Below are 23,897 nucleotides of genomic sequence, written 5' to 3'. Positions count from 1 at the left end.
GCGCCGACCCGGGAGCCATACGCCTCAGCAGAAAATAGCAGGCACGCTGGAGCGACCAGCCTGCGTCTCCCCATCGTCCTGTGGTTATGGATCCCGGCGTTCGCCGGGATGACACTCGTAGTTTGGCGCGCAGCTCGGCCAACAGCGTCATTGCGAGCGCAGCGAAGCAATCCAGAGTCGTTGGCGGGACTCTGGATTGCTTCGCTGACGCTCGCAATGACGATGGAAAGACTGCCTCAGCCGCGCTTACGCGTAGCGGCCGTGGCAGTGCTTGTACTTCTTGCCGCTGCCGCAGGGGCAGTCCTCGTTGCGGCCGACCTTGCCCCACGTCGTCGGATCGTTCGGGTTGCGCGCTTCGGCCGGGACCGGGGCGGCGCCTGACGACGGCACCAGGGAGACGTTGGCGAAGGCCATCTCGTCCTCGCCGGTGGTGGGATCGGCGTGATGCGCCTGCATCGGCGGCAGCACCGGCTGCTGCTCCTCCGGCGGCACGATCTCGACGCGCATCAGTTGCGCCGTCACGGCCTCGCGCAGATGCGCGATCATCGATTCGAACAGCGTGAAGGCTTCCGACTTGTACTCCTGCAACGGATCGCGCTGGCCGTAGCCGCGCAGGCCGATGACCTGGCGCAGATGGTCGAGCATGATCAGGTGCTCGCGCCAGAGGTGGTCGAGCGTCTGCAGCAGGATGGTCTTCTCGACGTAGCGCATCACGTCGGGGCCCCACTGCGCGACCTTGGCGGCCATGCGCTCGTCGGCCTGGGTCTCGATGCGCTTGAGCAGCTCCTCGTCGGCGATGCCCTCTTCCTTCGCCCATTCATCGACCGGAAGGTCGAGATCGAGGACGCGCTTGAGCTCCTCCTTCAGGCCGGCGACATCCCACTGCTCGGCATAGGCATGCTCAGGCACGTGCTTGCTGACGAGATCGTCGATGAAGGCGTGGCGCATATCGGTGATGGTCTCGACCACGCTCTCGTCCTGCATCAGCTCGACGCGCTGGTCGAAGATCACCTTGCGCTGGTCGTTCTGGACGTTGTCGAATTTGAGCAGGTTCTTGCGGATGTCGAAGTTGCGCGCCTCGACCTTCTGCTGCGCCTTCTCCAGCGCCTTGTTGATCCAGGGATGGATGATCGCCTCGCCTTCCTTCAGGCCGAGGCGGGTTAGCATGCTGTCGAGCCGGTCGGACCCGAAGATGCGCATCAGGTCGTCTTCCAACGACAGGAAGAATTTCGACCGGCCGGGATCGCCCTGGCGGCCGGAGCGGCCGCGCAGCTGGTTGTCGATGCGGCGGGATTCGTGGCGCTCGGAGCCGATGATGTAGAGGCCGCCCGGCTTGGTCACGGTCTTGGCCGCCTTGGAGCCCTTGGCGGGCTCGATCTCGACCGTCTCCTCCGCCTTCAGCACGATCTCGCGGAAGCGGGCGATGTCGGCCTTGATCTGCTCGATCTTGGCGGCCTTCTCGGCCTCGTCCGTGATGCCGCCGGTCTCCTGCTGGATACGCATTTCCAGCGAGCCGCCGAGCTTGATGTCGGTGCCGCGGCCGGCCATGTTGGTCGCGATCGTGATCGCGCCGGGCACGCCGGCCTCGGCGACGATATAGGCTTCCTGCTCGTGGAAGCGCGCGTTCAGCACCGCGAACAGCTTTGCCGGCTTGCCGGCACGCGCCGCCGCATAGAGCTTGTCGAGCGCGCGCTCGCTGCCGAAATCGATCTGCTTGTAGCCGTGCTGCTTGAGATAGGCGGCCAGCACCTCGGACTTCTCGATCGAGGCCGTGCCGACCAGCACCGGCTGCAGGCGCGAATTGGCGCGCTCGATCTCGGCGAGGATCGCGGCGTATTTCTCCTGCTGGGTGCGGTAGACCTCGTCGTCCTCGTCGAGACGGGCCACCGGCAGGTTGGTCGGGATCTCCACGACCTCGAGCTTGTAGATGTCGAACAGCTCGTCGGCTTCCGTCGCCGCCGTACCGGTCATGCCGGCGAGCTTGGCGTACATGCGGAAGTAGTTCTGGAAGGTGATCGAGGCCAGCGTCTGGTTCTCGGGCTGCACCGGCTGGTGCTCCTTGGCCTCGAGCGCCTGGTGCAGGCCTTCCGAATAGCGACGGCCGGGCATCATGCGGCCGGTGAACTCGTCGATGATCACCACCTCGCCGTCGCGGACGATGTAGTCCTTGTCGCGGGTGAACAGCGTGTGGGCGCGCAGCGCCTGGTTGATGTGGTGCACGACGGAGACGTTCTCGACGTCATACAGCGACTCGCCCTTGAGCTGGCCGGCGTCGCGCAGCAGGGTCTCGATCTTCTCCATACCGGCTTCGGTGAGCGTCACGGTGCGCTGCTTCTCATCGACGTCGTAGTCGGACTTGTCGAGCTTCGGCACGAAGGTGTCGATGGTGTTGTAGAACTCCGAGCGGTCGTCGAGCGGGCCGGAGATGATCAGCGGCGTGCGCGCTTCGTCGATCAGGATCGAGTCGACCTCGTCGACGATCGCGAAATAGTGCCCGCGCTGGACCATGTCCTCCAGCCGGTACTTCATGTTGTCGCGCAGATAGTCGAAGCCGTATTCGTTGTTGGTGCCGTAGGTGATGTCGCAGGCATAGGCCGCCTTGCGCTCGGCATCGTCGAGGCCGTGGACGATCACGCCGGTGGAGAGGCCGAGGAAGCCGTAGATCTGGCTCATCCAGCCGGCGTCGCGGCGGGCGAGGTAATCGTTCACCGTCACGACGTGCACGCCCTTGCCGGCGAGCGCGTTGAGGTAGACGGCGAGCGTCGCCACCAGCGTCTTGCCTTCGCCGGTCTTCATCTCGGCGATGTCGCCCTCGTGCAGCACCATGCCGCCGATCAGCTGGACGTCGAAATGGCGCTGGCCGAGGGTGCGCTTGGACGCCTCGCGGACGGTGGCGAAGGCCGGCACCAGGAGGTCGTCGAGCGTCTTGCCGTCGGCGAGCTGCTTCTTGAAGTCCTCGGTGCGCGCCTTCAACTGCTCGTCAGTCAGCTTGGCAAGCTCCGGCTCCAGGGCGTTGATGGCGCTGACGCGGGACTGGTAGCCCTTGACGCGGCGGTCGTTGGATGAGCCGAAAAGCTTACGGGCGAGCGCGCCGATCATTGCTGAAATCCTGCCTCTGTGGGTCTGCGTTGCAGCCGTAACTCATGGTTTGGGTTTGCTGTTCCCGGCGTGATGCACCGCAGCACCCGCGCCAGGCTCGAACGTCGGCGCCTCGAGGCGGCCGTCAGATGAGTGGGAGACGAGCAAACCAGGGTTCAATGGCCAAAAACGCAGCAAAATAAGCGCTATCGCCCTTGAAGCGATCGGGCAGAGATATGGCTGGGGGGGAACGTTGTCAACGGCGCCTCACGCCGGGACATCGGCCTTAAACCTGTCGCCGATTTCACGAAATTGACAGACTTTTCGCGTTGCCAAGGCACGGCGATTGGGCGAGTGTCCCGGCCGCCCTGAGGCCACGCCCCTGGAGCCCCCTCTTCCAAGACAAGGATTTTCCATGACCACGTCGTTCCCGGTTACGAAAACCGGCCTGCGTTTCGGCCTTGCTACCGCTCTCGCCGGCAGTCTCGCATTGTCGCTGCTGGTCGCCCCCGCGCGCGCCGCCGACGATGCCAACCCGGTGCTGGCCAAGGTGAACGGGGCCGAGATCCGCAAGAGCGACGTCACACTCGCGGAGGAGGAGCTCGGGCCGAGCCTCGCCCAGATGGACCCCGCGACCAAGGACGAGAACGTGCTGTCGTTCCTGATCGACATGAAGCTCGTCGCCAAGGCGGCCGAGGACAAGAAGGTCGGCGACAGCGAGGACTTCAAGAAGCGCCTCGCCTTCACCCGCAACCGCCTGCTGATGGATAGCCTGCTCGCCAGCGAGGGCAAGGCCGCGACCACGCCGGACGCGATGAAGAAGGTCTATGAGGAAGCCTCCAAGCAGATCGGCGGCGAGCAGGAGGTGCATGCGCGCCACATCCTGGTCGAGACCGAGGACGAGGCCAAGGCCGTCAAGGCCGAGCTCGCCAAGGGCGCGGATTTCGCCGAGCTCGCCAAGAAGAAATCCAAGGACCCCGGCGCCTCGGACGGCGGCGACCTCGGCTTCTTCACCAAGGAGCAGATGGTGCCGGAATTCGCCAACGTGGCGTTCAGCATGGAGCCGGGCAAGATCTCGGATCCGGTGAAGACCCAGTTCGGCTGGCACATCATCAAGGTCGAAGAGAAGCGCAACCGCAAGCCGCCGGAGTTCGATCAGGTCAAGAGCCAGATCGAGACCTACGTCACCCGCAAGGCCCAGGCCGATTACGTCGGCAAGCTGCGCGAGGCGGCCAAGATCGAGCGCCTGGACAAGCCGGCCGCCGACGCCGCCAAGCCGGCGGACGCGAAGCCGGCCGAGCCGGCCAAGAAGTAAGCGGTTTGGTCAATCGCGGCTGCTCGTCACGCAGTTGTCAGAGAGCCGCAACCACCGCGTCACAATCGGTGTCGTCCCGGCGAACGCCGGGACCCATACTCCGTGATGTTGGGAATGGGCACGCGGCCAGTCCCGCGCCTTACAACTGAACCCTGTGGTTATGGATCCCGGCGTTCGCCGGGATGACGGATGTGGGCGTGGAGACATCCACTCCCACAACGTCGATCGAGATGATACAGAGCGCTTCCCGCCATTCCTGCCGGAAGCCTTTCGATGTCCTCTGCCGTCTCCCCGCTCGCCCCGACCGAAGTCCCCGAGATGCCGGCGCTCGCCGGCGTCAGGCTCGCGACCGCCGCGGCCGGCATCCGCTACAAGAACCGCACCGACGTGCTGCTGGCGCTGCTCGATCCCGGCACCACCGTGGCCGGCGTTTTCACCAAGTCGAAATGCCCCTCGGCCCCGGTCGAATGGTGCCGCGCCAAGCTGAAGGGCGGCAAGGCGCGCGCCCTGGTCGTCAACTCCGGCAATGCCAACGCCTTCACCGGCAAGACCGGCAAGCAGTCGACGGCGCTGACCGCGTCGATCGCCGCCAAGGCGGTCGGCTGCAAGCAGGACGAGATCTTCCTGGCGTCCACCGGCGTCATCGGCGAACCGCTCGACGCCACCAAGTTCGACGGCGTGCTCGAGGGCCTTGCCGGCACGGCTGCACCTGAGGACTGGATGGGCGCGGCGCGCGCCATCATGACCACCGACACCTTCCCGAAGGTCGCGACCGCCACTGTCAAGCTCGGCAAGGCCAAGGTGACGATCAACGGCATGGCCAAGGGCGCCGGCATGATCGCGCCTGATATGGCGACGATGCTGTCCTTCATCTTCACCGACGCGCCGATCACGGCGCCCGCGCTGCAGGCGCTGCTGAAGGCCGGCGTCGAGGACACCTTCAACGCGGTGACGATCGACGGCGACACATCGACCTCCGACACCTTGCTCGCCTTCGCGACCGGCACCGCCGCGGCCAAGGGCGCGACCAAGATCAGCAAGATCAGCGATCCCAACGCCAAGGCCTTCGTGAAGGCGTTCAACGCCGTGCTGGCCGACCTCGCCGAACAAGTGGCGCGCGACGGCGAAGGCGCGCGCAAGCTGGTCGAGATCATCGTCGAGGGCGCCAAGACAAAGCAGTCGGCGCGCAGGATCGCGATGTCGATCGCCAACTCGCCGCTGGTGAAGACCGCGATCGCCGGCGAGGATGCCAATTGGGGCCGCGTCGTGATGGCCGTCGGCAAGGCCGGCGAGCCGGCCGATCGCGACAAGCTGTCGATCTCCTTCAACGGCATCCGCGTGGCTTCGAAGGGCGCGCGCGATCCGTCCTATGACGAGAAGGAGGTCTCCGAGGCGATGAAGGCGCAGACCATCCAGATCAAGGTCGCGCTCGGCCTCGGCAAGGGCCGCGACCGCGTGCTGACCTGCGACCTCACCAAGGAATATGTCGCGATCAACGGCGACTATCGCTCCTGACCCAACCAACCGGGGGCCTCGGAGGCGCGCTCGGTCGCGCGCCTCCCTTGCGCACCGGCTAACCCGCGATGCGTGCGTCAGCGACCGCCTTCTTGAACAGCGCGTTCATCGCGTCGGAGATGCCCTGCGTCGGCGAGACCTCGAAATAGAACCCGGGCGAGGCGCAGGACTGCATGTTCTGCGCGATCTCGCTGTTCGGGGACGGGCCGAACGGTCCCTTGTTGAAGGGATCGATCCAGTTCATGTACCAGCTGTTGGTCGGCAGCTGCAGATAGGTGGTGTAGAGCACGGCGATCTTGATGCCGCGGTTCTTGAGCGCCGTGCACAGCGCCGGATTGATCGGCGACTGGCAGCGATTGCCGCCGGCCTTCGGCTTCAGACACCCGGCATTGCTCTCGTCGGCGACGCCGTCGGACACGAAGAACAGATATTTCAGCGGCGAGCCCGTGGTGCCGTCGCCGGGTGTCGAGATCTCGTTGTTGATGGCGGGGATCACCGTCGAGAATGGCGTGTCCTTGTCGGCCGTGTAGGCGTCGTTGTTGCCATAGACGCCCATGAGGTCGATGTTTCCCGCAGCGCTCTTGGCGCTCGACAGGCTCGCGGACAATGCGAAAAGCGCGCGCAGCCCGATTGTCTTCGACGCCGCGCCGAAATCGTAGATCGCCATGCGGAACTGGTTCGGATAGGTCTGCGTCTGCGCGGCCGTATCCATCAGCTGCTGGGTGGCGCTGCGCAGCACGTCGATCCGGGTCGTGACACCGAGCTTCTTGGCCAGGTTATAATAGTTGTTGGAATCGTTGTAGTCGTGGCACGCGAAGGCGCATTTGTCCGAGGTGTTGTTCACCATCTTGGTCACGTCGGCAGGGGTGGCTGCCACGCCCATCGACGGCGAATTGTCGAGCAACAGATAGAAGTCGATGTATTTCGGCATCGACGCCGTCGCCTTCGACGAGCCCTGCAGCGTCATCGTCTTGATGCCGACGATGTTCATGAACATCATCGGCACGGTGGCGGTGAACGAGACGGTGGCGGTCAGCACCGAACCGCTCTTCTTCACCTCGGGCGCCAAGTTGGTGAGCGTGTAGCCGGACGTGCCCGACATGTTGCCGTTGAAGATCTTCGTGGCATCGTCATTGCCGACGCTGATCACGCCGTCCGAGTTCATCGCGCCGGCCGCGATGAAGGCCGGCGAGGTCCGGGACACCGCACCGACCGAGGCGGCGTCCACCGCAGCCTGCAGCTTGGCGCGCATCTGGTTCGCCCGGCTGTAATCGACGCCGCAGCCCACGGCGGTCAGAACGGGGACGCAGACGATGGCGAACGTCACGGCGACGTTGCCACTGACGTCGCGTCGCAGGCGGGCAAGCAGGTTTGATAAAGTTCGCATGAAAAATGCCTAACGAACCATGAAGGGATCACGGCGTACACCCGTGAAAATATGCGCGAGCCGATTAAGGTTGGCTTATTTCAACCGTGGAAACACGGGACGAACCGGCCTAGGTTAAGATGGCCTTAAGCGTCGTCCCGATGAGACGACGTGCTCTCTTCGCGAACTGGCGGAATTGCAGACGGACTTCATGACTGAGTTGATTCATGACTGAGTTGAAACTGACCCTCGTCGTCGCATGCGCGCTGGTCGACGCCGACAATCGCGTGCTGCTGGCGCAGCGGCCGCCGGGCAAGACCCTCGCGGGCCTCTGGGAGTTTCCCGGCGGCAAGCTCGAGCCGGGTGAGCGCCCGGAGGCCAGCCTGATCCGCGAGCTCGACGAGGAGCTCGGCATCACCGTGCGCGAAGCCTGCCTCGCGCCGCTGACCTTCGCCAGCCACGCCTATGAGACGTTCCATCTGCTGATGCCGCTGTACATCTGCCGGCGCTGGGAAGGCGTGGTGACCGCGCGCGAAGGGCAGCAACTCGCCTGGGTGCGGCCGAACAAGCTGCGCGACTATCCGATGCCGCCCGCGGACATTCCGCTGCTGCCGCATCTGATAGATCTGTTGATGTGAGCCGAGCGCGGCTCCTCACTTTCGGTCGTCATGCGCGGGCTTGACCCGCCTGCGGGGCCAAAGCCCTTCGGCGCGGCGAAGGCCCGCGCATCCATCATCCTGCGAAAAAGAGGATGGATCGCCGGGTCAAGCCCGGCGATGACGAGTGTTGCTAATCGCCCTCATTGGAGTGCGGCACACGCTTCACCGCCGCCTCCAGACTCGCCGTCGCCGAGCCCGGCTTGAGCGGCTTCTGCTGGCTCTCATGCGGCGCCCAGCCGGAGATCCAGATGATGTCGAAGGTGGCGCGGAGGCGGCCGTCCGCGTCGGCGAAGCGCTCGGCGTAGATTTCGGCCATGCGCAGCAGGGTCGCGCGGCGCAGCGGCGTGCGGCGGCGCTCGACCAGGCTGTTGGTCGCGGCCATGCGGCGAAGATCCTGCATCAGGGCGAACGCACTGGCATAGCGCACGACGACGCGGTCGACATCGGTCACGGGCAGTGCGAAGCCGGCCCGCTGCAGCAGACCGCCGATGTCGCGCAGATCGGCGAACGGCGCCACCCGCGGCGACACGCCGCCCTCGCATTCGGCTTCCGCTGCCGCGAAACTCTGCCGGAGCTCGGTCAGCGTATCGCCGCCGACCATCGCCGCCAGCAACAGACCGTCGGGCCGCAACGCGCGGCGGATCTGCACCAGCAGCCCGGGGAGATCGTTGACGAACTGGAACGCCAGCGCGGAGACCGCGAGGTCGAGCGATTGCGGTTGCAAGGGCAGCGTCTCGGCGGCCGTGTCGGACGGAGCGACATGCGCGAGCTCCGCGACCTGCCCGGCCAGGTGCGGCTTCAGGCCATTGCCGGGCGTCCAGATGTCGGCAGCCGATTGAAAGGACCTGTTGACCGCGGCGAGGCGGTCCACGAGGTCTTCGGCGACGCGCTCGAGCAGGAAGGTCTCCGGCGCCCTCGCCGCCCGCCGTTGTCTGAGCGCCAGCAGCGAACGATCGAACAGGATGGGAGCGGTGGCAGGCTGTGTCATGCGGGGCTGGTTACGCCGATCCTCGGGAACGGGCAATGCGCCGCTTGAGCCGGACTGCCCGCGCCGCTAGCCTCAATCCATGAGCCTCAGCTTTGCTCCAATCCGCTTCGGGCAACTTCGTGCCGCGGCGAACGCCGCGCGGGGCGCCTGCGGCCATCTGGCCAAGCTCGCGCTCGACATCGCGCTGCCGACCCTGTGCATCGCCTGCCGCGAGCCGGTCGACGGCGAGGGTGTCTGCGCCGCCTGCTGGGGCAAGCTGTCGTTCATCGAGCGGCCGTATTGCCCGAAGCTCGGCATTCCCTTCGTCTACGATCCCGGTCCCGAGCTGCTGTCGATGGAGGCGATTGCCGCCCCGCCGGCCTATGCTCGTGCGCGGGCCGCGGTGCGCTATGACGAGGTGGCGCGGACGCTGGTGCATCAGTTGAAATATCAGGATCGCACCGATCTGGCGCCGATCATGGGCCGCTGGATGACGCGGGCCGGCCGTGAGCTGCTGGCCGACGCCGACCTCGTCGTCCCTGTCCCGCTGCATTGGCGGCGGGGCTTTTCGCGCCGTTACAACCAGTCCGGGGCGCTGGCGAGGGTGATCGCACGCTCCAGCGGCGTCCGGATGCAGGGCGATGCGCTGCGCCGGGTGCGCGCAACGGAGCAGCAGGTCGGCCTGTCGCGGCCCCAGCGCGCCAGCAATGTGCAGGGTGCATTCCAGGTATCTTCAGACCGCCTGCACGATGTGCAGGGACGCCGTGTCGTGCTCGTCGACGACGTCCTGACGACTGGCGCCACGGTCGACGCCTGCGCCCGCGCGCTGCTGCGGGCCAAGGCGGCGGAGGTCAGCGTGCTGGTCTTCGCCCGGGTTGTCGATGCGCCCCGCGCTCCCATATAATCTGACACTTCCGTAACAGCTGAGCGCGACATGACCGCTGCGATCGAAATCTATACCCGTCCGGGGTGCGGCTACTGCACGGCCGCCAAATCGCTCCTGACCCGCAAGAACGTCCCCTTCACCGAGTACGACGCGGGCAAGGATCCGAACGTCCGGCAGCAGATGTATGACCGCGTCGGTCCCGGCTCGACCTTCCCGCAGATCTTCATCGGCAAGACCCATGTCGGCGGCTGCGACGACCTCTACGCGCTCGACCGCGAGGGCCGGCTCGACGCCATGCTGACCGGAGACAAGGCGACATCATGAGCAACGACCGCAGCTTTACCGCCGCCATGGTGCAGATGCGCACCTCGCTGCTGCCCGAGCCGAGCCTCGAGCAGGGCACCAGGCTGATCCGGGAAGCGGTCGCGCAAGGCGCGCAGTACGTCCAGACGCCGGAAGTGAGCAACATGATGCAGCTCAACCGGACGGCGCTGTTCGAGCAGCTCAAGAGCGAGGACGACGATCCCTCGCTCAAGGCCTATCGCGCGCTGGCCAAGGAGCTGAACATCCATCTGCACATCGGATCGCTGGCACTGCGCTTCTCGGCCGAGAAAGCCGTGAACCGGTCGTTCCTGATCGGGCCCGACGGCAACGTGCTGGCGAGCTACGACAAGATCCACATGTTCGACATCGACCTGCCGGGCGGCGAGAGCTACCGCGAGTCGGCGAACTACCAGCCCGGCGAGACGGCGGTCATCAGCGACCTGCCGTGGGGACGCCTGGGTCTCACGATCTGCTACGACGTCCGCTTCCCGGCGCTGTATCGCGCGCTGGCCGAGAGCGGCGCCTCGTTCATCAGCGTGCCCTCGGCGTTCACCCGCAAGACCGGCGAGGCGCATTGGCACACGCTGCTGCGCGCCCGCGCCATCGAGACCGGCTGCTTCGTGTTCGCCGCCGCGCAATGCGGCCTGCATGAGAACAAGCGCGAGACCTTCGGCCACTCGCTGATCATCGATCCCTGGGGCGAGATCCTCGCGGAGGGCGGCGTCGAGCCAGGCGTGATCGTCGCCAAAGTCGATCCCTCCAGGGTCGAGAGCGTGCGCCAGACCATCCCCTCGCTGCAGCACGGCCGCCGCTTCGGCATCGCCGATCCCAAGGGCGGGCCGGACTATCTGCACCTCGTGCGGGGCTCGGCATGATCCGCTACGCGTTGCGCTGCGAGCGTGACCACACGTTCGAAAGCTGGTTCCAGAGTTCATCGGCCTACGACTCCCAGGTGAAGCGCAAGCTGGTTGAATGCCCGACCTGCGGCTCGACCAAGATCGAAAAGGCGATCATGGCGCCGCGCATCGTCAGCAAGAAGGGCCGCGAGGTCGCGCCGGTGCCGGCCGCCCCGGTCCCTGCGCCCGCGCAGGAGGTGATCCCGCCGGGATCGACGTCGCTGATGATGGCGAAGGAGCGCGAGCTGCGCGCCAAGCTGAAGGAATTGCGCGACCACATCGTCAAGAACGCCGACGATGTCGGCGAGCGCTTCCCGACCGAAGCGCGCAAGATGCATTACGGCGAGACCGAGCACCGGCCGATCTACGGCGAGGCCTCGCTCGACGAAGCCCGCGAGCTGATCGAGGAAGGCATCGAGGTCGCCCCGATCCCGGTGCTGCCGGACGATCGGAATTGACGGGCCGGAATGATCGCGCCGGCGCGCACGAATGACGGACCGAGCTGATGGGATGTAAACTCTCGCAGCAACCTCCGTCATTGCGAGCGCAGCGAAGCAATCCAGAGTTCCGCGCGCAGCCCTGGATTGCTTCGCTACGCTCGCAATGACGGTTGGGAGATCTCGACCCGAACTGCGGCCTTGCTCTGCGAGATCACAATGTCCCCTCTCTCCTCCTCCTGGCAACTCTGGGCGTTGCTCTCGGCGTTCTTTGCCGCGCTGACCGCGATCTTCGCCAAGGTCGGGGTCGAGGGCCTCAACTCCGATCTCGCGACGCTGATCCGCACCGCGATCGTGCTGGTCACGCTGGCCCTGATCCTGTTCGCCACCGGACAGCTCACCACACCCGGCCCGATCTCGACCAAGAGCTGGGTCTTCCTGGCGCTGTCGGCGCTCGGCACCGGCGCGTCGTGGCTGTGCTACTTCCGCGCCCTCAAGCTCGGACCGGCCACGCTGGTCGCGCCGATCGACAAGCTCAGCGTCGTGCTGGTGGCGCTGTTCGGCGTGGTCTTCCTCGGCGAGCGGCCGAGCCTGCAGGGCTGGATCGGCATCGCGCTGATCGCCTGCGGCGCCGTGCTGATCGCGATCAAGAGCTGACTACACGGCAATCAGCAATGCAACGCCGGCCACGATCAGCGCGATGCCGCCGAGCTCGCGCAGCGAGACCGGCTGCTTGAACGAGTAGTATGAGACGCCTTGCGCGAACAGCACCTCGACCAGCGCCAGCGTGCGAACATTGGCCGCCGCCGTGAGCGCAAAGGCGAGGAACCAGAACTGCGAGGCGAAGGCGCCGACGAAGCCGGCCATCATCGAGGGACGCCACAGCGACAGGATTCCGCGCAGGATGTCCGGCGCGCGGGCGAGCAGATAGACGGTCAGGATCGCCGTCTGCACGAACAGGCCCCACACCAAGGTGTAGGATGCCGCGGTGACGAAGGACACGCCATCGATGGTGATGATGGCACCGCGAAAGCCAACGGCCGACAGGGCGAACGCGGCGGCGGCGACCAGCCCGGTCACTGTCGGCTTCAGCTCTGCAAAGCTCTTCTCGCCGCCCGGCCGCAGCGCCGTGATGACGACCCCGATGGTGGCGACGAGGATCGCGATCACCTTCGGCACCGAGAGCGGATCACCGAGGAAGATGAAGCCGAAGATCGCGGTCTGGATCGCCTCGGTCTTCAAATAGGCCGTGGTGACGACGAAGGAGCGGTCGGTCATCGCCAGCAGCATCAGGCCGGTCGCGATGATCTGGCTGAGCGCGCCGAGCAGCAGCCACGGCCAGAACGCCGGGGACGGCCATGGCAGATGGTCCCCGGTCGCCAGCAGGACCACGGTCAGGAATACCAGGGAGAACGGGAAGCCGAACAGGAAGCGGATGTTGGTCGCGCCCCAGGTGCCGAGCTTGGCCGTGAGCGAGCGCTGCATCGCGTTACGCGCCACCTGTCCGGCGGCGGCGATCAGCGTGAACGGAATCCAGAGCGAGGCGATCGAGAACATCGGGGGGGCACGGTGCAGCGGTGAGGCCGGCACCGTGACGAGCAAGCGGTGGCCGGTCAACAGGACAGGCAGCCGTGCCTCCGCATGTCAGAGTTGCGCAGCCGCGTCGGCGGCGAGCCGAGTTCTTCGCCGCCAGATCGTGGTCCGGTCCGAAGGCCGGACGAGAGCGGAGTGCGGACCGGTTATCTGCCGTTCTTCGCCCGCCACGCCGCGAAATCGGCGGGGGTCTGCGGGTCGGTCGGCGGATAGAGGCCGAGGATGGAACGGCCCTTGGCGACTTCCTCCGCAACGAAGTCCTCGAATGCGGTCATCTCGAAGGTCTCATCCGCGATCTCGTCAGCGATGCCGGCAGGGATGACGATGACCCCGTCGCTGTCGCCGAGGATGACGTCGCCAGGAAACACCGGCGCGTCACCGCAGGCGATCGGACCGTTGATCTCGATCGCGTGGTGCAGCGTGAGATTGGTCGGCGCGCTCGGCCGCTGGTGAAAGGCGGGAATGCCGAGCTTGGCGATATCGGCCGCATCGCGGAAGCCGCCGTCGGTGACGACACCGGCGACGCCGCGCTGCTGCAGGCGGCTGACGAGGATCGCACCGGCCGAGGCCGCGCGCGCATCCTTGCGGCTGTCCATCACCAGCACCGCGCCGGGCGGACAATCCTCGACGGCCTTGCGCTGCGGATGGCCGCGATCGCGGAACACGTCGATCGTGTTGAGGTCCTCGCGCGCCGGGATGTAGCGCAGCGTGAAGGCCTCGCCGACCATCGTCGCCTGCTGGGGGCTGAGCGGATGGACGTTCTGGATGCACTGGATGCGCAGCCCGCGCTTGAACAGCGCGGTCGCGACGGTGGCGGTCGAGACGGTCTTGAGCTTGTTGCGGGTGGCGGTGCTGAGTTTGGTCATTGTCTTGATCTTGCTCGCTGCGCTCCCCTCCCCCTTGCGGGGAGGGGTCGGGGGTGGGGGTCCACATTGGCAGTGTCGCTTGGGGCTACCCCCCTCCCCACCCCTCCCCCACAAGGGGGGAGGGAGCGCACTGCGGTCGTGGCGAGCGCTGCCTCTCGCCCAATGAACTAATAAATCGCCGGCTCCTTCACCGGCGCGCCGAAGCCGGTCTCCAGGAAGTCGAAGTCGCAGCCGTCATTGGCCTGCTTGATGTGGCGGGCGAACATCCAGCCGTAGCCGCGCTCGAAGCGCGGCGCGGGCGGTGTCCAGGCGGCGCGGCGGCGGGCCAGTTCGTCCGCGGGAACGTCGAGATTGATGGTGCGGGCGGCGACGTCGAGCGTGATGAGATCGCCGGTTTGCACCAGCGCCAGCGGACCGCCGACATACGCCTCGGGCGAGACATGCAGGATGCAGGCGCCGTAGCTGGTACCGCTCATGCGCGCGTCCGACAGCCGGACCATGTCGCGCACGCCCTGCTTCACGAGCTTGGTCGGGATCGGCAGCATGCCCCATTCGGGCATGCCCGGTCCGCCCTGCGGCCCGGCATTGCGCAGGATCAGTACGTGATCGGCGGTGACGTCGAGGTCGGGATCGTCGATCGCCTTCTTCATCGACGGATAGTCGTCGAACACCAGCGCCGGGCCGGTGTGCCTGAGGAAGCGCGGTTCGCAGGCGGAGGGCTTGATGACGCAGCCGTCCGGCGCGAGATTGCCCTTGAGCACGGCGAGCGCGCCCTCGCGATAGATCGGGTTCGACTGCGGGCGGATGACGTCGTCATTGTAGACGCCGGCGCCCCCGATGTTGTCGCCGAGCGTGCGGCCGTTGACGGTGAGGCAGTCGAGATGAAGATGCTCTGTCATCCGGCTCATCAGTCCGGGCAGGCCGCCGGCATAGTAGAAGTCCTCCATCAGATAGGTGTCGCCGCTCGGCCGGACATTGGCGAGCACCGGCACCTTGCGGCTCGCCGCCTCGAAATCATTGAGGCCGATGTCGGCGCCGGCGCGGCGCGCCTGCGCGATGACATGGATGATCGCATTGGTGGAGCAGCCCATCGCCATGGCCACCGCGATCGCGTTCTCGAACGCTTCGCGCGTCTGGATCTTCGACGGCGTCAGGTCCTCCCACACCATGTCGACGATGCGGCGGCCGCATTCCGAGCTCATGCGGATGTGCTCGGCATCGGCAGCGGGGATGGACGACGCGCCCGGCAGGGTCATGCCGATCGCTTCTGCGATCGCTGTCATGGTCGACGCCGTGCCCATGGTCATGCAGGTGCCGTGGCTGCGGGCAATGCCGGCCTCCATCGCATTCCAGTCGGTATCCGACAATTTGCCGGCACGGCGCTCGTCCCAGTACTTCCAGGCGTCCGAGCCGGAGCCGAGCGTCTTGCCCTTCCAATTGCCGCGCAGCATCGGTCCCGCCGGCAGATAGATCGCCGGCAGGTTCATGCTGGTGGCGCCGAGCAGCAGCGCCGGCGTGGTCTTGTCGCAGCCGCCCATCAGCACGACGCCGTCGACGGGATGGCTGCGCAAGAGCTCCTCGACGTCCATCGCCAGCATGTTGCGATAGAGCATCGTGGTCGGCTTCAGCAGCGACTCCGACAGCGACAGCGCCGGCAGCTCGATCGGGAAGCCGCCGGCCATCAGCACGCCGCGCTTCACGTCATCGACGCGCTGCTTGAAGTGCATGTGACAGGGCTGCGCATCCGACCAGGTGTTGACGATGGCGATGACCGGACGGCCCTTCCACTCCTCCTGGGCATAGCCCATCTGCATCACGCGCGAGCGGTGGCCGAAGGAGCGGAGATCGTCGGGCGCGAACCAGCGCGCGCTGCGCAGCTGATCGGGGGTCTTCTTGTGGCTCATGATTGCGTTCCCCAGGTCAGCACGGTCTTGCGCTCGATGGTGCGGAAGATCAGGTTCTCGACCACCAGGCCGATCAGGATGACGGTCAAGAGGCCGGCGAAGACAGCCGGAATCTCCAGCAGGTTGCGGTTCTCGAAGATGAACCAGCCGAGGCCGCCCTGCCCCGACGACACGCCGAACACCAGCTCGGCCGCGATCAAGGTGCGCCAAGCGAAGGCCCAGCCGATCTTGAGGCCAGTGAGGATCGCGCCGAACGCCGCGGGAATCAGGATGCGGATGACGTAAGAGAAGCCGGTGAGGCCGTAATTGCGGCCGACCATGCGCAGCGTGTTCGACACGCTCTTGAAGCCGGAATGGGTGTTGAGCGCGACCGGCCACAGCACCGAATGGATCAGCACGAACACGAGACTGCCGCTGCCGAGCCCGAACCAGATCAACGCCAGCGGCAACAGCGCGATCGCCGGCAGCGGGTTGAACATCGCGGTGACGGTCTCGAGGAAATCGGTGCCGATGCGGGTCGAGATCGCCAGCACCGTGAGGATGGCAGCCAGCGTGATGCCGGCAGCATAGCCCATGAACAGCACCTTCAGCGAGGTCCAGGCGCGCATCGGGATGGTGCCGTCGCGCACCTTCTCCCACAGCGCTGCGATCGTATCGGAGAAGGTCGGGAACAGCAGCGGATTGTCGAGATAGCTGCCATAGGCCTGCCAGATCGCCGCGAGCACGACGATGATCAGGCTCTTGCGGACGAAGCCGTCGTTCCACAGCAATTCGAGCACGCTCAGCTTGCGCTCGACATCGGCAGGCCCCGCGCCGGCGGTCGACGTATCGCGCAGGATGATCTTGGCGTCAGCCATGTCCAGCTCTCCTCAATGCGCCGTTGCGGGTTCGGAGAACAGCAGATCATGGATCTGCTTCTCCAGCCGCGCGGCGCTGCCGTCCTCGGCCGAGACCTTGTCGACGTCGATCACCTCGGCCTTGACGCGGCCGGGATGCGGCGACAGCAGCAGGATGCGGTTGCCGATCTTGATCGCTTCCGCGATCGAATGCGTCACGAACAGCACCGTGAATTTGGTCTCATTCCAGAGCTGAAGCAGCTCGTCCTGGCAGGTCCGCCGCGTCAGCGCGTCGAGCGCGGCGAACGGCTCGTCCATCAGCAGGATGTCCGGCTCCATCGCCATGCCCCGGGCGATCGCGACGCGCTGCTTCATGCCGCCGGACAACGTGTGCGGATAGGCATCGACGACGCGCGTCAGCCCGACCTTCTCGATATAGGCGCGGGCCCGGCTCTCGGCCTCCTTGCGCGGCATGCGCCGCGCCGTCAGCAGCGGGAACATGACGTTGGCGAGCACGGTCTTCCAGGGCAGGAGCTGATCGAACTCCTGAAAGATCATCATGCGATCGGCGCCGGGGCCGGTGATCTCGCGGCCATTGATGCGCATGCGGCCCTCGCTCGGCTTGATGTAGCCGCCGACCGCCTTCAGCAACGTGGACTTGCCGCAGCCGGAGGGGCCGAGCAACACGAAGCGGTCGGAGCGGTCGACCGAGAAGCCGACGCGCTCCGTCGCCGTGATCACGGCGCTGGAGGTCTTGTAGCGTAGCGTGACGCCATCGACATCGAGCAGCGCGGACATCAGTTGCCCTTCAGGTCGTGCGCGACGGGCAGATAATAATCGGTCCAGGCCTTCGGTTGAGTCTTGATGGTACCGATCTTGGCCAGATGCGTCGCGAACTTCATCGTGCCCTGCGGCTCCAGATTCCATTCCATCATGCCGGGCTCCTTGAGCCAGGCCAGCAGGTCCTCGACGGACGTCTTATCGCCGGTGATCTCCTTGTAGATCTCGACCGCCGTCTTGGTATCGCCGCGGATCAGGTCCTGGGCTTCCTTGGTGGCGTCGCGCACCGCCTGGATGATCTTCGGATTGGCGTCGGCGAACTTCGTCGTGGTGAAGAACTGCGCCTGGCTGAGCGGCCCGCCCATCACGTCCGGCGAGTTCAGAACGACATGCGCGCCCGGCACGTTCTTCATTTCGAGGAACGTATAGGGCGGGATCGAAAAGTGGTTGTGGACCTCGTGCTGCGGATTGGTCAGCGCGGTGTAGGCGTCGGGGTGGCCGAGCTGCACCGTGTTGGCGTCGAGCTTGTTCCACTGCTCGGCGCCGAACGCTTCGGCGGCGGCGATCTGCAGCACGATGGCCTGGGTCGAGACCTTCACCGTCGGCACCGCGATCTTGTCGGTCGGACCGAAATCCTTGATCGACTTGATGTGGGGGGCACGGCTGATCAAGGTCATCGGCTGCGCCGAGGTCGCGACGATGCCCTTCACGCCGCCGCGGGTGCGGTCCCACAGCAAGAGCAGATTGCCGGTGCCGGTGTTGAGGATGTCGACGCTGCCGGACAGCAGCGCGTCGGTCTGGGCACCGCCGCCGGAGAAGGTCAGCCATTTGGTCGTGACACCGGGGACGCCGAGCGCGGCCGCGTGCTTCTCGATCAGCTTGTTCTTCTCGATGATGTGGCTCGGCATGTAGAAGATGCCGGGCTGCCGCGACAGCGACACCTCGGTCTTCTGCTGGGCCGAGGCTTCAGCCCCCCAGAGCGCCACCATGAGCGTGGCGGCCAGCAGGCCGGCGGCCCGTGCGGCCGAGCGCCCCGACAATTCGAACATGGACATCCCTCCTCGCGTGCCGGCTCCTTCTTGACGGCCGGACCAGAGATGCACTAATGCATTAGTGCATCTCTGACAAGCGCTGGTATGTCACCTGCGACATTCGCGCCGGACGTCTGATCCATGGCCCAGCCCGCGACGCCTGCCGCCTCGCCTTTCCACGACCGGCTCGACCCGAGCCGGCGCGCCGCACCGCAGGTGTTCGAGCGGCTGCGCGACCAGATCCTCGCGCTGGCGTTGCCGCCGGGCGCGCCGCTGTCGCGCGCTGCGCTGCAATCTGAATTTGGCCTGAGCTCGACGCCGATCCGCGACGCGCTGATGCGCCTCGCCGAGGAGGGGCTGGTCGACGTTTTTCCTCAACACGCAACGCTGGTCAGCCGGATCGACGTCGGCAAGGCGCAGCAGGCGCAATTCCTGCGACAGGCGCTGGAACTGGAGATCGTGCGGCTGCTCGCGCTGACGCCCAGCCTGGTCCCGGTCGACGCGCTCCACGCGCTGATCGGGCAGCAGCGCCGCTTTGCGACCGAAGGCGATTTTGCCGCGTTCACCGTCGCCGACAATGCCTTCCACGAACGGCTCTATGCCGCGGCCGACAAGCAGGAGCTATGGACCCTGGTGCGCAGCCGCAGCGGCCACATCGATCGGTTGCGCCGGCTGCATCTGCCTTCGCCCGGCAAGGCGCAGACCATCCTGCGCCATCACCAGCAGATCGTGGACGCGATCGCGGCGGGCCAGCCCGATGCCGCACAGGTCCATCTGCGCGAGCACCTGACGGGAACGCTGAGCGATCTCGCCACCATCCGCAGCCTTTGGCCGGACTATCTGAGCGGATAGCCCGTCTGCCCATCTGCCTGGCCGCAGAACGCGATGTTACGCCGCCCGCCGGCTCCCGTGCCTCGCGCTCGCCTTGGCACGACGTTCCGGTCCTTGATAGTTCGGATCGTCGCCGACGCGCCGGTCGAGCGCGCCCTGACGGAGCCGGACGAAGAAGTCCTGGACTTCAGCCGCGAGACTCTCGGCCACGCGCGAGACGTTGTTGGACGCGGTTCGGACACTGTCCGCGGATTGGCTGGTCTCCTCGATGGCCGCGCTGACGGTGGAGATGTTGGACGCCAGCATCTTGCTGCCCGAGGCCGCCATCTGGACGTTGTGCGAGATCTCGCGCGTCGCGGCGCCCTGCTCTTCCACGGCGCTGGCGATCGCCGTGGTCACGTCGGCCATCTGCCGCATGGCCGTCGACACCTCCTTGACCGAGGCGACCGCGTTGCTGGTCGAGCTCTGGATGCCCTGGACGTGCTGACTGATCTCCTGCGTCGCCTTGGCGGTCTGCTCCGCCAGCGACTTCACCTCCTGCGCCACCACGGCGAAGCCGCGGCCGGCCTCGCCGGCGCGCGCCGCCTCGATCGTGGCGTTGAGCGCCAGAAGGTTGGTCTGCGCCGCGATCGCCTGAATCAGATCGACCACGGTCGAGATGCTCTGCGCCGCCTGGGCGAGCCCCTCGATCTCGGCCTCCGACCGCGCCGTGGTGGCATTGGCGTTGCGCACCGTGGTGTTTGACAACTCGATCTGCCGGCCGATTTCGACGATGGAGCTCGTGAGCTGCTCCGCGGCCGAGGCGACCGTCTGCACGTTGACGGCGGTCTTCTCCGAGGCGCCCGCCGCCGACGCGGCCTGGTCGGTCGCATGCCCCGCGATTCCCGTCAGCGATTCCGCGGTGTTTCTCATCACACCGACATTGTCGTCGACCTCGGACAACAGCTCGGTCGATTTGATGCGGAAGGCCTCCACCGCCTCCTCCATGTTCCGGTTCATCGCCTCGCGCGCCTCGGCCTCGCGAACATAGTTGGACGACGCCTGCTGCTGGGCGATCACGTTGTCGCGGAAAACCGCGACGGCCTTCGAGACGTCGCCGATCTCGTCGCCGCGCGCGGCGGTCTTGAATTCGACCGTCGTATCGCCATCCGACAGCCGCGTGGAATCGGCCACCAATTCCTTGATCGGCCGGGTGATCGAACGGGCCACCAGGATCGCAGTGCTCAGCGCCAACGCAAGTCCGACCGCCAGCAGCATCCATTCGGTGAACAGGAGCTGGTCGATCAGTCCGGCAACGGCGGCCGAGTCCTTCACCAGCACCTCCTGCTGGTTGGTCTTGAGTCCGCCGCCGAACGTTCCATCCGCCCGCCGCTTGCCATCGAGCATCTCGAGCAGCTTGTTGGCTCGCGGCGCGGCCTCGGTCGCCAGCAGGAACACCGCAGCGTTCCATTGCGGCGACTGGCGGAGCGCAAAGATCTTGTCGGGAAGCGGCGCGAAGCTCTCGCTCGCCCGGGCTATCTTGTCGAAAGCTGCTTTCTGCGACGCCGTCAGCAGGCCGGCTTGCGCCGTGATGGCCGCCACGGCGTTCTTGTAATTGGTGTAGGGACCGGCAAACTTGTCGCGGTCGGACGGATCGCCGGAGGCGACATAGAGCCTGAGCTGCGAGCCTGCTGCCGCGAGATTGCCGCGCAGATCGGCCATCGTCTTGAGGAGACGCTTCCGCTCGGGCGTCGCCTCCAGACCGTTCTCCTCATCGATCATCTTGGTGACCTCGGCGAACATGGTCGCGATCAGCGGCGACGCCTCCGCGCCGAGCAGCCTGGTGGCCGGATAGGCATCGGCCGTGAACGCCACGCTTTCAGCCTTGTCCTGAGCCGCCCTGAACTCGGCGATCAGCGGCTTGACCTCCGCCCATAGCGATCTGTTCTCGGCCACTTTGAAGCCCGCGGCCAGGCGATCGAATTCCTGGATGGTCTTGTCGAACTCCAGCCAGAGCGCGGCGCGCCGCTGCTTCATCTCCGGATCTCCGGTGAGCAGGTAACCACGGAGCGCAGCCAGTGTGGCGTGCAGATCGGCGACGAGCTGCGTGCTGCTGATGGCGACCGGCGACCTGAGGGTCACGATCTTGCTGAAATGCTCGGAGACGTTCGATACGGCATAGGCCGAGTAGCCGACCGCACATGCGAGCAGCATGCAAAGCAAACCAAATCCGGCCAGCAGCCGGGTCTGAATCTTCAGATTGGAAACGAAGCTCAACATCAAATCACCACCCGTTCATTCAAAATTGGTGAGCTGCGCTACTCGCGCGCTCCGACTCACCCCACGACCCTTCGGCCGGTCACGCCGGCGATGTAGTTCTGCCGCCGCTCCGGGCCCCGGTAGTTCGCATCGTCTTCCTTGCGACGATCCAGCGGTCCGGTACGCAGCTTGACGAAGAAGCTGCGCACCTCCTCGGCCAGCCGTTCGGCGGCGTCGGACACGTGGCTCGAGGACTCCGAGACCTGGTCTGCGGAACGATTGGTCCTGCGGATCGCATCGCTCACGGTGGCAATGCTCGAGGCCAGCGTCTGAGAACCCGACGCGGCCATCTGCACATTCTCCGAGATCTCGCGCGTCGCAGCCCCCTGCTGCTCGACCGCACTTGCGATCGCAGTGGTGACCTCGTCGATCTCGCGCATGGCAACGCCGACCTGCTTCACAGAGGCCACCGCATTGCCGGTCGAGGTCTGGATGCCCTGGACGTGCTGGGCGATTTCCTGCGTCGCCTTGGCCGTCTGCTCCGCGAGTGATTTCACCTCCTGCGCGACCACGGCGAAGCCGCGGCCAGCCTCGCCGGCGCGCGCCGCCTCGATCGTGGCATTGAGCGCGAGCAGATTGGTCTGCGCCGCAATGGCCTGGATGAGGTCGACGACCGAGGAGATGCTCTGCGCAGCCTGCGCCAGGCCCTCGATCTCGCTCTCCGACCGGGCGGTGGTCGCGTTGGCGGAGCGCACCGTCGCGTTGGAGCGGTCGATCTGGCGCCCGATCTCGTGGATGGAGCCGGCCAGCTCCTCGGCGGCCGCCGCAACGGTCTGGACGTTCGATGCGGTCCGCTCCGATGCGTTCGCCGCGGCCTCCGCCTGCTGGGTCGCTTGCGTTGCGATGTCGGTCAGTGCGCTCGCGGTCTGCTTCATCGTGCCGGCATTCTCGCCGACCCGGCCGAGCAGCCCCTCGGCTGCACGACGGAACTCCTCGACCGCGTTCTCAGTATTGCGATTGGTGGCATCGCGCTGCTCCGCCGCCGCGGCCACCTCCTTGGCGGCGCTCTGCTGTGACAGCACGTTGTCGCGAAATCGCGCGACAGCGCCCGCCAGCAGGCCGATCTCATCGCCGCGCCGTGCCCCCAGGAACTCCACCGACGTATCGCCGGCGGATAACCGGCCGGCTTCGTCCACCAGGACCTGAACCGGCCGGACGATGCTGCGGGTGATCAGGAATGCGCAGCTTGCACCCATGAGTGCAGCGAGCAGCGCGATGGTGATCTGCACCCGCGACGAGCCTTGGATCAGCCCGAGGGTCTCTGCGATGGTGGCGGTGTAGCTTGCACGAATGCCGGTCTCGACCTTCTCGATCCGATCGATCGCCGTCTTGGTGAGTGGCGCAATCTCGCCGGCATAGATCGCATTGGCTCGGAGCAGATTGCTCGACGCCTTCTCGAAGCTGTCGGAATATCGCGCCAGCTCGCTTTTGACCGCTGTCAAGGAGCGGCCGAGCCCATCGCCAAGATCGCGCTTCTCCAGCTCCGCGAGCCGTGAACGCACCTGGCCGATCTCGGCGAGGAAGGCCTCACGCGGCTTGACCTCCGAGGTGGCGAGATGCCGCCAGACGAAGACGCGTGCCGTGTTGATGCCGACCTCCAGCGCAACGATCGCCTGGACGTGCGGCGTTCCCGGCGCGGCATCGACCAGCTTGCGGATATCGGCGGCGAGCTGATCTCCATCTGCGAACAAGGCGTCGCGGCCGGTGAAGTAGGCCTGCAGCGCGGCCGCGAGCGTTGCGCGCTTCTCGTTCAGCGAGACGATCTCCGGCTGAAGCAGGCGATAGGCTGCCAGCCGCTCCTGCGATACGGTGCGGCGGATCGTAGCCTCGAGCGTGCTTGCTGCGCTGGACAGCCGGGCCTCTGCCTCGCTGGACGAGGCCTGATCGCGATCCATCTGGAAACGGAGCATGGCGCGCGAGGCAGCGTGCAGATCGCCGGCGATCTTGATCACTCCCATGGCGTTCTGCGACTGGTCTCCCATGCGCAGCACCTTGGCCGAGATGATGTCGAGCTCCCAGTAAGCAAAGGCGGCTGTCGCAAGCCCCACCGCGACCAGCAGACCGAAACCAACAGACAGGCGAATACCGATTTTCAAATGATCGAGCACCATGTCACTTCATCCCAAGATCGCGCGCCCCAGAATATCGCCCCAAGGCTGTCCTTGATCCCATGCAATCAAAACGAGAACCTTGGTGACTTTTCCATTGACCGAATTAAGCGAATGTGAAACGTCCGGCCCGGACAACTACGGCGCGAGTGCCTTAAATGAAGGCAAAGACCGATGCGGGGCATACGCCCCGGATCCGCCATCAAG

General features: G+C 66.1%; 20 protein-coding genes. 9 read left to right on the top strand and 11 right to left on the bottom strand.

Annotation, left to right across the window (positions count from 1 at the left end):
• Positions 1 to 246: 246 nt before the first annotated feature.
• Positions 247 to 3,099, bottom strand: a complete 2,853-nt coding sequence (secA, locus tag ACQR0Z_RS34630; protein WP_434921634.1) for a preprotein translocase subunit SecA — start codon at positions 3,097 to 3,099, stop codon at positions 247 to 249.
• Between the two features lie 394 nt (positions 3,100 to 3,493).
• Here secA and ACQR0Z_RS34625 point away from each other — a divergent pair, with 394 nt between their 5' ends.
• The gene (locus ACQR0Z_RS34625; protein ID WP_434921633.1) at positions 3,494 to 4,393 is read left to right on the top strand and encodes a peptidylprolyl isomerase; all 900 of its coding nucleotides are present in this window, start codon (positions 3,494 to 3,496) and stop codon (positions 4,391 to 4,393) included.
• Between the two features lie 273 nt (positions 4,394 to 4,666).
• Complete coding sequence (argJ, locus tag ACQR0Z_RS34620) at positions 4,667 to 5,908, top strand: bifunctional glutamate N-acetyltransferase/amino-acid acetyltransferase ArgJ (RefSeq protein WP_434921632.1); 1,242 nt, start codon at positions 4,667 to 4,669, stop codon at positions 5,906 to 5,908.
• Positions 5,909 to 5,966: 58 nt separating this feature from the next.
• Here the strand turns inward: argJ and ACQR0Z_RS34615 are convergent, their stop codons facing one another.
• Positions 5,967 to 7,295: a TadE/TadG family type IV pilus assembly protein gene (locus ACQR0Z_RS34615; RefSeq protein WP_434921631.1), complete on the bottom strand. Its 1,329-nt coding sequence runs from the start codon at positions 7,293 to 7,295 to the stop codon at positions 5,967 to 5,969.
• A gap of 206 nt (positions 7,296 to 7,501) precedes the next feature.
• Between ACQR0Z_RS34615 and ACQR0Z_RS34610 the strand changes: the two genes are divergently transcribed.
• Complete coding sequence (locus ACQR0Z_RS34610) at positions 7,502 to 7,912, top strand: (deoxy)nucleoside triphosphate pyrophosphohydrolase (protein ID WP_434862018.1); 411 nt, start codon at positions 7,502 to 7,504, stop codon at positions 7,910 to 7,912.
• A 151-nt stretch (positions 7,913 to 8,063) separates the two neighbouring features.
• Here the strand turns inward: ACQR0Z_RS34610 and ACQR0Z_RS34605 are convergent, their stop codons facing one another.
• On the bottom strand, positions 8,064 to 8,921 hold the full coding sequence (locus tag ACQR0Z_RS34605; RefSeq protein ID WP_434921630.1) for a methyltransferase domain-containing protein: 858 nt from the start codon (positions 8,919 to 8,921) through the stop codon (positions 8,064 to 8,066).
• A 79-nt stretch (positions 8,922 to 9,000) separates the two neighbouring features.
• Between ACQR0Z_RS34605 and ACQR0Z_RS34600 the strand changes: the two genes are divergently transcribed.
• The 5 genes from ACQR0Z_RS34600 (at position 9,001) to ACQR0Z_RS34580 (ending at position 12,100) form a co-directional block, all read left to right on the top strand.
• Positions 9,001 to 9,804, top strand: coding sequence for a ComF family protein (locus ACQR0Z_RS34600; protein WP_434921629.1), 804 nt, complete (start codon positions 9,001 to 9,003; stop codon positions 9,802 to 9,804).
• A gap of 30 nt (positions 9,805 to 9,834) precedes the next feature.
• Positions 9,835 to 10,110, top strand: a complete 276-nt coding sequence (gene grxC, locus ACQR0Z_RS34595) for a glutaredoxin 3 (RefSeq protein ID WP_434862021.1) — start codon at positions 9,835 to 9,837, stop codon at positions 10,108 to 10,110.
• Positions 10,107 to 10,985 carry a carbon-nitrogen hydrolase family protein gene (locus ACQR0Z_RS34590; RefSeq protein WP_434921628.1) on the top strand — a complete coding sequence of 293 codons (879 nt, stop codon included), beginning with the start codon at positions 10,107 to 10,109 and terminating at the stop codon, positions 10,983 to 10,985. Before grxC ends, ACQR0Z_RS34590 begins: the two co-directional genes overlap by 4 nt.
• Entirely contained in the window at positions 10,982 to 11,464 is a 483-nt protein-coding gene (locus ACQR0Z_RS34585) for a DUF1178 family protein (RefSeq protein WP_434921627.1), read from the top strand. The genes ACQR0Z_RS34590 and ACQR0Z_RS34585 overlap by 4 nt, the downstream gene beginning before the upstream one ends.
• A gap of 198 nt (positions 11,465 to 11,662) precedes the next feature.
• Entirely contained in the window at positions 11,663 to 12,100 is a 438-nt protein-coding gene (locus tag ACQR0Z_RS34580) for an EamA family transporter (RefSeq protein WP_434921626.1), read from the top strand.
• On the opposite strand, the gene ACQR0Z_RS34575 is transcribed toward ACQR0Z_RS34580, so the two are convergent.
• The 6 genes from ACQR0Z_RS34575 to ACQR0Z_RS34550 all read right to left on the bottom strand — a co-directional run bounded on the left by ACQR0Z_RS34575 (position 12,101) and on the right by ACQR0Z_RS34550 (position 18,471).
• The gene (locus ACQR0Z_RS34575; protein WP_434921625.1) at positions 12,101 to 13,000 is read right to left on the bottom strand and encodes an EamA family transporter; all 900 of its coding nucleotides are present in this window, start codon (positions 12,998 to 13,000) and stop codon (positions 12,101 to 12,103) included.
• A gap of 182 nt (positions 13,001 to 13,182) precedes the next feature.
• A complete protein-coding gene (locus ACQR0Z_RS34570; RefSeq protein WP_434921624.1) occupies positions 13,183 to 13,902 on the bottom strand; it encodes a ribonuclease activity regulator RraA in 720 nt (239 codons plus the stop codon).
• A gap of 167 nt (positions 13,903 to 14,069) precedes the next feature.
• Positions 14,070 to 15,806, bottom strand: coding sequence for an L-arabinonate dehydratase (araD, locus tag ACQR0Z_RS34565; protein ID WP_434921623.1), 1,737 nt, complete (start codon positions 15,804 to 15,806; stop codon positions 14,070 to 14,072).
• Entirely contained in the window at positions 15,803 to 16,663 is an 861-nt protein-coding gene (locus tag ACQR0Z_RS34560; RefSeq protein ID WP_434921622.1) for an ABC transporter permease, read from the bottom strand. Before ACQR0Z_RS34560 ends, araD begins: the two co-directional genes overlap by 4 nt.
• Positions 16,664 to 16,675: 12 nt before the next feature.
• Positions 16,676 to 17,440: an ABC transporter ATP-binding protein gene (locus ACQR0Z_RS34555; RefSeq protein ID WP_015663656.1), complete on the bottom strand. Its 765-nt coding sequence runs from the start codon at positions 17,438 to 17,440 to the stop codon at positions 16,676 to 16,678.
• Positions 17,440 to 18,471, bottom strand: coding sequence for an ABC transporter substrate-binding protein (locus ACQR0Z_RS34550; protein ID WP_434921621.1), 1,032 nt, complete (start codon positions 18,469 to 18,471; stop codon positions 17,440 to 17,442). The genes ACQR0Z_RS34555 and ACQR0Z_RS34550 overlap by 1 nt, the downstream gene beginning before the upstream one ends.
• Before the next feature lie 123 nt (positions 18,472 to 18,594).
• On the opposite strand from ACQR0Z_RS34550, the gene ACQR0Z_RS34545 reads away from it, so the two are divergent.
• A complete protein-coding gene (locus tag ACQR0Z_RS34545; protein ID WP_434862030.1) occupies positions 18,595 to 19,305 on the top strand; it encodes a GntR family transcriptional regulator in 711 nt (236 codons plus the stop codon).
• A 36-nt stretch (positions 19,306 to 19,341) separates the two neighbouring features.
• Here ACQR0Z_RS34545 and ACQR0Z_RS34540 read toward each other — a convergent pair whose 3' ends face one another.
• Both ACQR0Z_RS34540 and ACQR0Z_RS34535 read right to left on the bottom strand, forming a co-directional pair.
• Positions 19,342 to 21,543 carry a HAMP domain-containing methyl-accepting chemotaxis protein gene (locus ACQR0Z_RS34540; protein ID WP_434921620.1) on the bottom strand — a complete coding sequence of 734 codons (2,202 nt, stop codon included), beginning with the start codon at positions 21,541 to 21,543 and terminating at the stop codon, positions 19,342 to 19,344.
• A gap of 56 nt (positions 21,544 to 21,599) precedes the next feature.
• The gene (locus ACQR0Z_RS34535; RefSeq protein ID WP_434921619.1) at positions 21,600 to 23,693 is read right to left on the bottom strand and encodes a methyl-accepting chemotaxis protein; all 2,094 of its coding nucleotides are present in this window, start codon (positions 23,691 to 23,693) and stop codon (positions 21,600 to 21,602) included.
• Positions 23,694 to 23,897 lie beyond the last annotated feature (204 nt).

Origin of the sequence: Bradyrhizobium sp. HKCCYLS3077 (genome assembly GCF_051167555.1) — a bacterium.
Lineage (GTDB): Bacteria > Pseudomonadota > Alphaproteobacteria > Rhizobiales > Xanthobacteraceae > Bradyrhizobium.
This window is presented reverse-complemented; position numbering and strand designations above follow the sequence as displayed.

Bases quoted from the DNA above. Each gene is read 5' to 3' on its own strand.
- secA (WP_434921634.1), bottom strand. From the start codon at position 3,099: ATGATCGGCGCGCTCGCCCGTAAGCTTTTCGGCTCATCCAACGACCGC.
- ACQR0Z_RS34625 (WP_434921633.1), top strand. From the start codon at position 3,494: ATGACCACGTCGTTCCCGGTTACGAAAACCGGCCTGCGTTTCGGCCTT.
- argJ (WP_434921632.1), top strand. From the start codon at position 4,667: ATGTCCTCTGCCGTCTCCCCGCTCGCCCCGACCGAAGTCCCCGAGATG.
- ACQR0Z_RS34615 (WP_434921631.1), bottom strand. From the start codon at position 7,295: ATGCGAACTTTATCAAACCTGCTTGCCCGCCTGCGACGCGACGTCAGT.
- ACQR0Z_RS34610 (WP_434862018.1), top strand. From the start codon at position 7,502: ATGACTGAGTTGAAACTGACCCTCGTCGTCGCATGCGCGCTGGTCGAC.
- ACQR0Z_RS34605 (WP_434921630.1), bottom strand. From the start codon at position 8,921: ATGACACAGCCTGCCACCGCTCCCATCCTGTTCGATCGTTCGCTGCTG.
- ACQR0Z_RS34600 (WP_434921629.1), top strand. From the start codon at position 9,001: ATGAGCCTCAGCTTTGCTCCAATCCGCTTCGGGCAACTTCGTGCCGCG.
- grxC (WP_434862021.1), top strand. From the start codon at position 9,835: ATGACCGCTGCGATCGAAATCTATACCCGTCCGGGGTGCGGCTACTGC.
- ACQR0Z_RS34590 (WP_434921628.1), top strand. From the start codon at position 10,107: ATGAGCAACGACCGCAGCTTTACCGCCGCCATGGTGCAGATGCGCACC.
- ACQR0Z_RS34585 (WP_434921627.1), top strand. From the start codon at position 10,982: ATGATCCGCTACGCGTTGCGCTGCGAGCGTGACCACACGTTCGAAAGC.
- ACQR0Z_RS34580 (WP_434921626.1), top strand. From the start codon at position 11,663: ATGTCCCCTCTCTCCTCCTCCTGGCAACTCTGGGCGTTGCTCTCGGCG.
- ACQR0Z_RS34575 (WP_434921625.1), bottom strand. From the start codon at position 13,000: ATGTTCTCGATCGCCTCGCTCTGGATTCCGTTCACGCTGATCGCCGCC.
- ACQR0Z_RS34570 (WP_434921624.1), bottom strand. From the start codon at position 13,902: ATGACCAAACTCAGCACCGCCACCCGCAACAAGCTCAAGACCGTCTCG.
- araD (WP_434921623.1), bottom strand. From the start codon at position 15,806: ATGAGCCACAAGAAGACCCCCGATCAGCTGCGCAGCGCGCGCTGGTTC.
- ACQR0Z_RS34560 (WP_434921622.1), bottom strand. From the start codon at position 16,663: ATGGCTGACGCCAAGATCATCCTGCGCGATACGTCGACCGCCGGCGCG.
- ACQR0Z_RS34555 (WP_015663656.1), bottom strand. From the start codon at position 17,440: ATGTCCGCGCTGCTCGATGTCGATGGCGTCACGCTACGCTACAAGACC.
- ACQR0Z_RS34550 (WP_434921621.1), bottom strand. From the start codon at position 18,471: ATGTTCGAATTGTCGGGGCGCTCGGCCGCACGGGCCGCCGGCCTGCTG.
- ACQR0Z_RS34545 (WP_434862030.1), top strand. From the start codon at position 18,595: ATGGCCCAGCCCGCGACGCCTGCCGCCTCGCCTTTCCACGACCGGCTC.
- ACQR0Z_RS34540 (WP_434921620.1), bottom strand. From the start codon at position 21,543: ATGTTGAGCTTCGTTTCCAATCTGAAGATTCAGACCCGGCTGCTGGCC.
- ACQR0Z_RS34535 (WP_434921619.1), bottom strand. From the start codon at position 23,693: ATGGTGCTCGATCATTTGAAAATCGGTATTCGCCTGTCTGTTGGTTTC.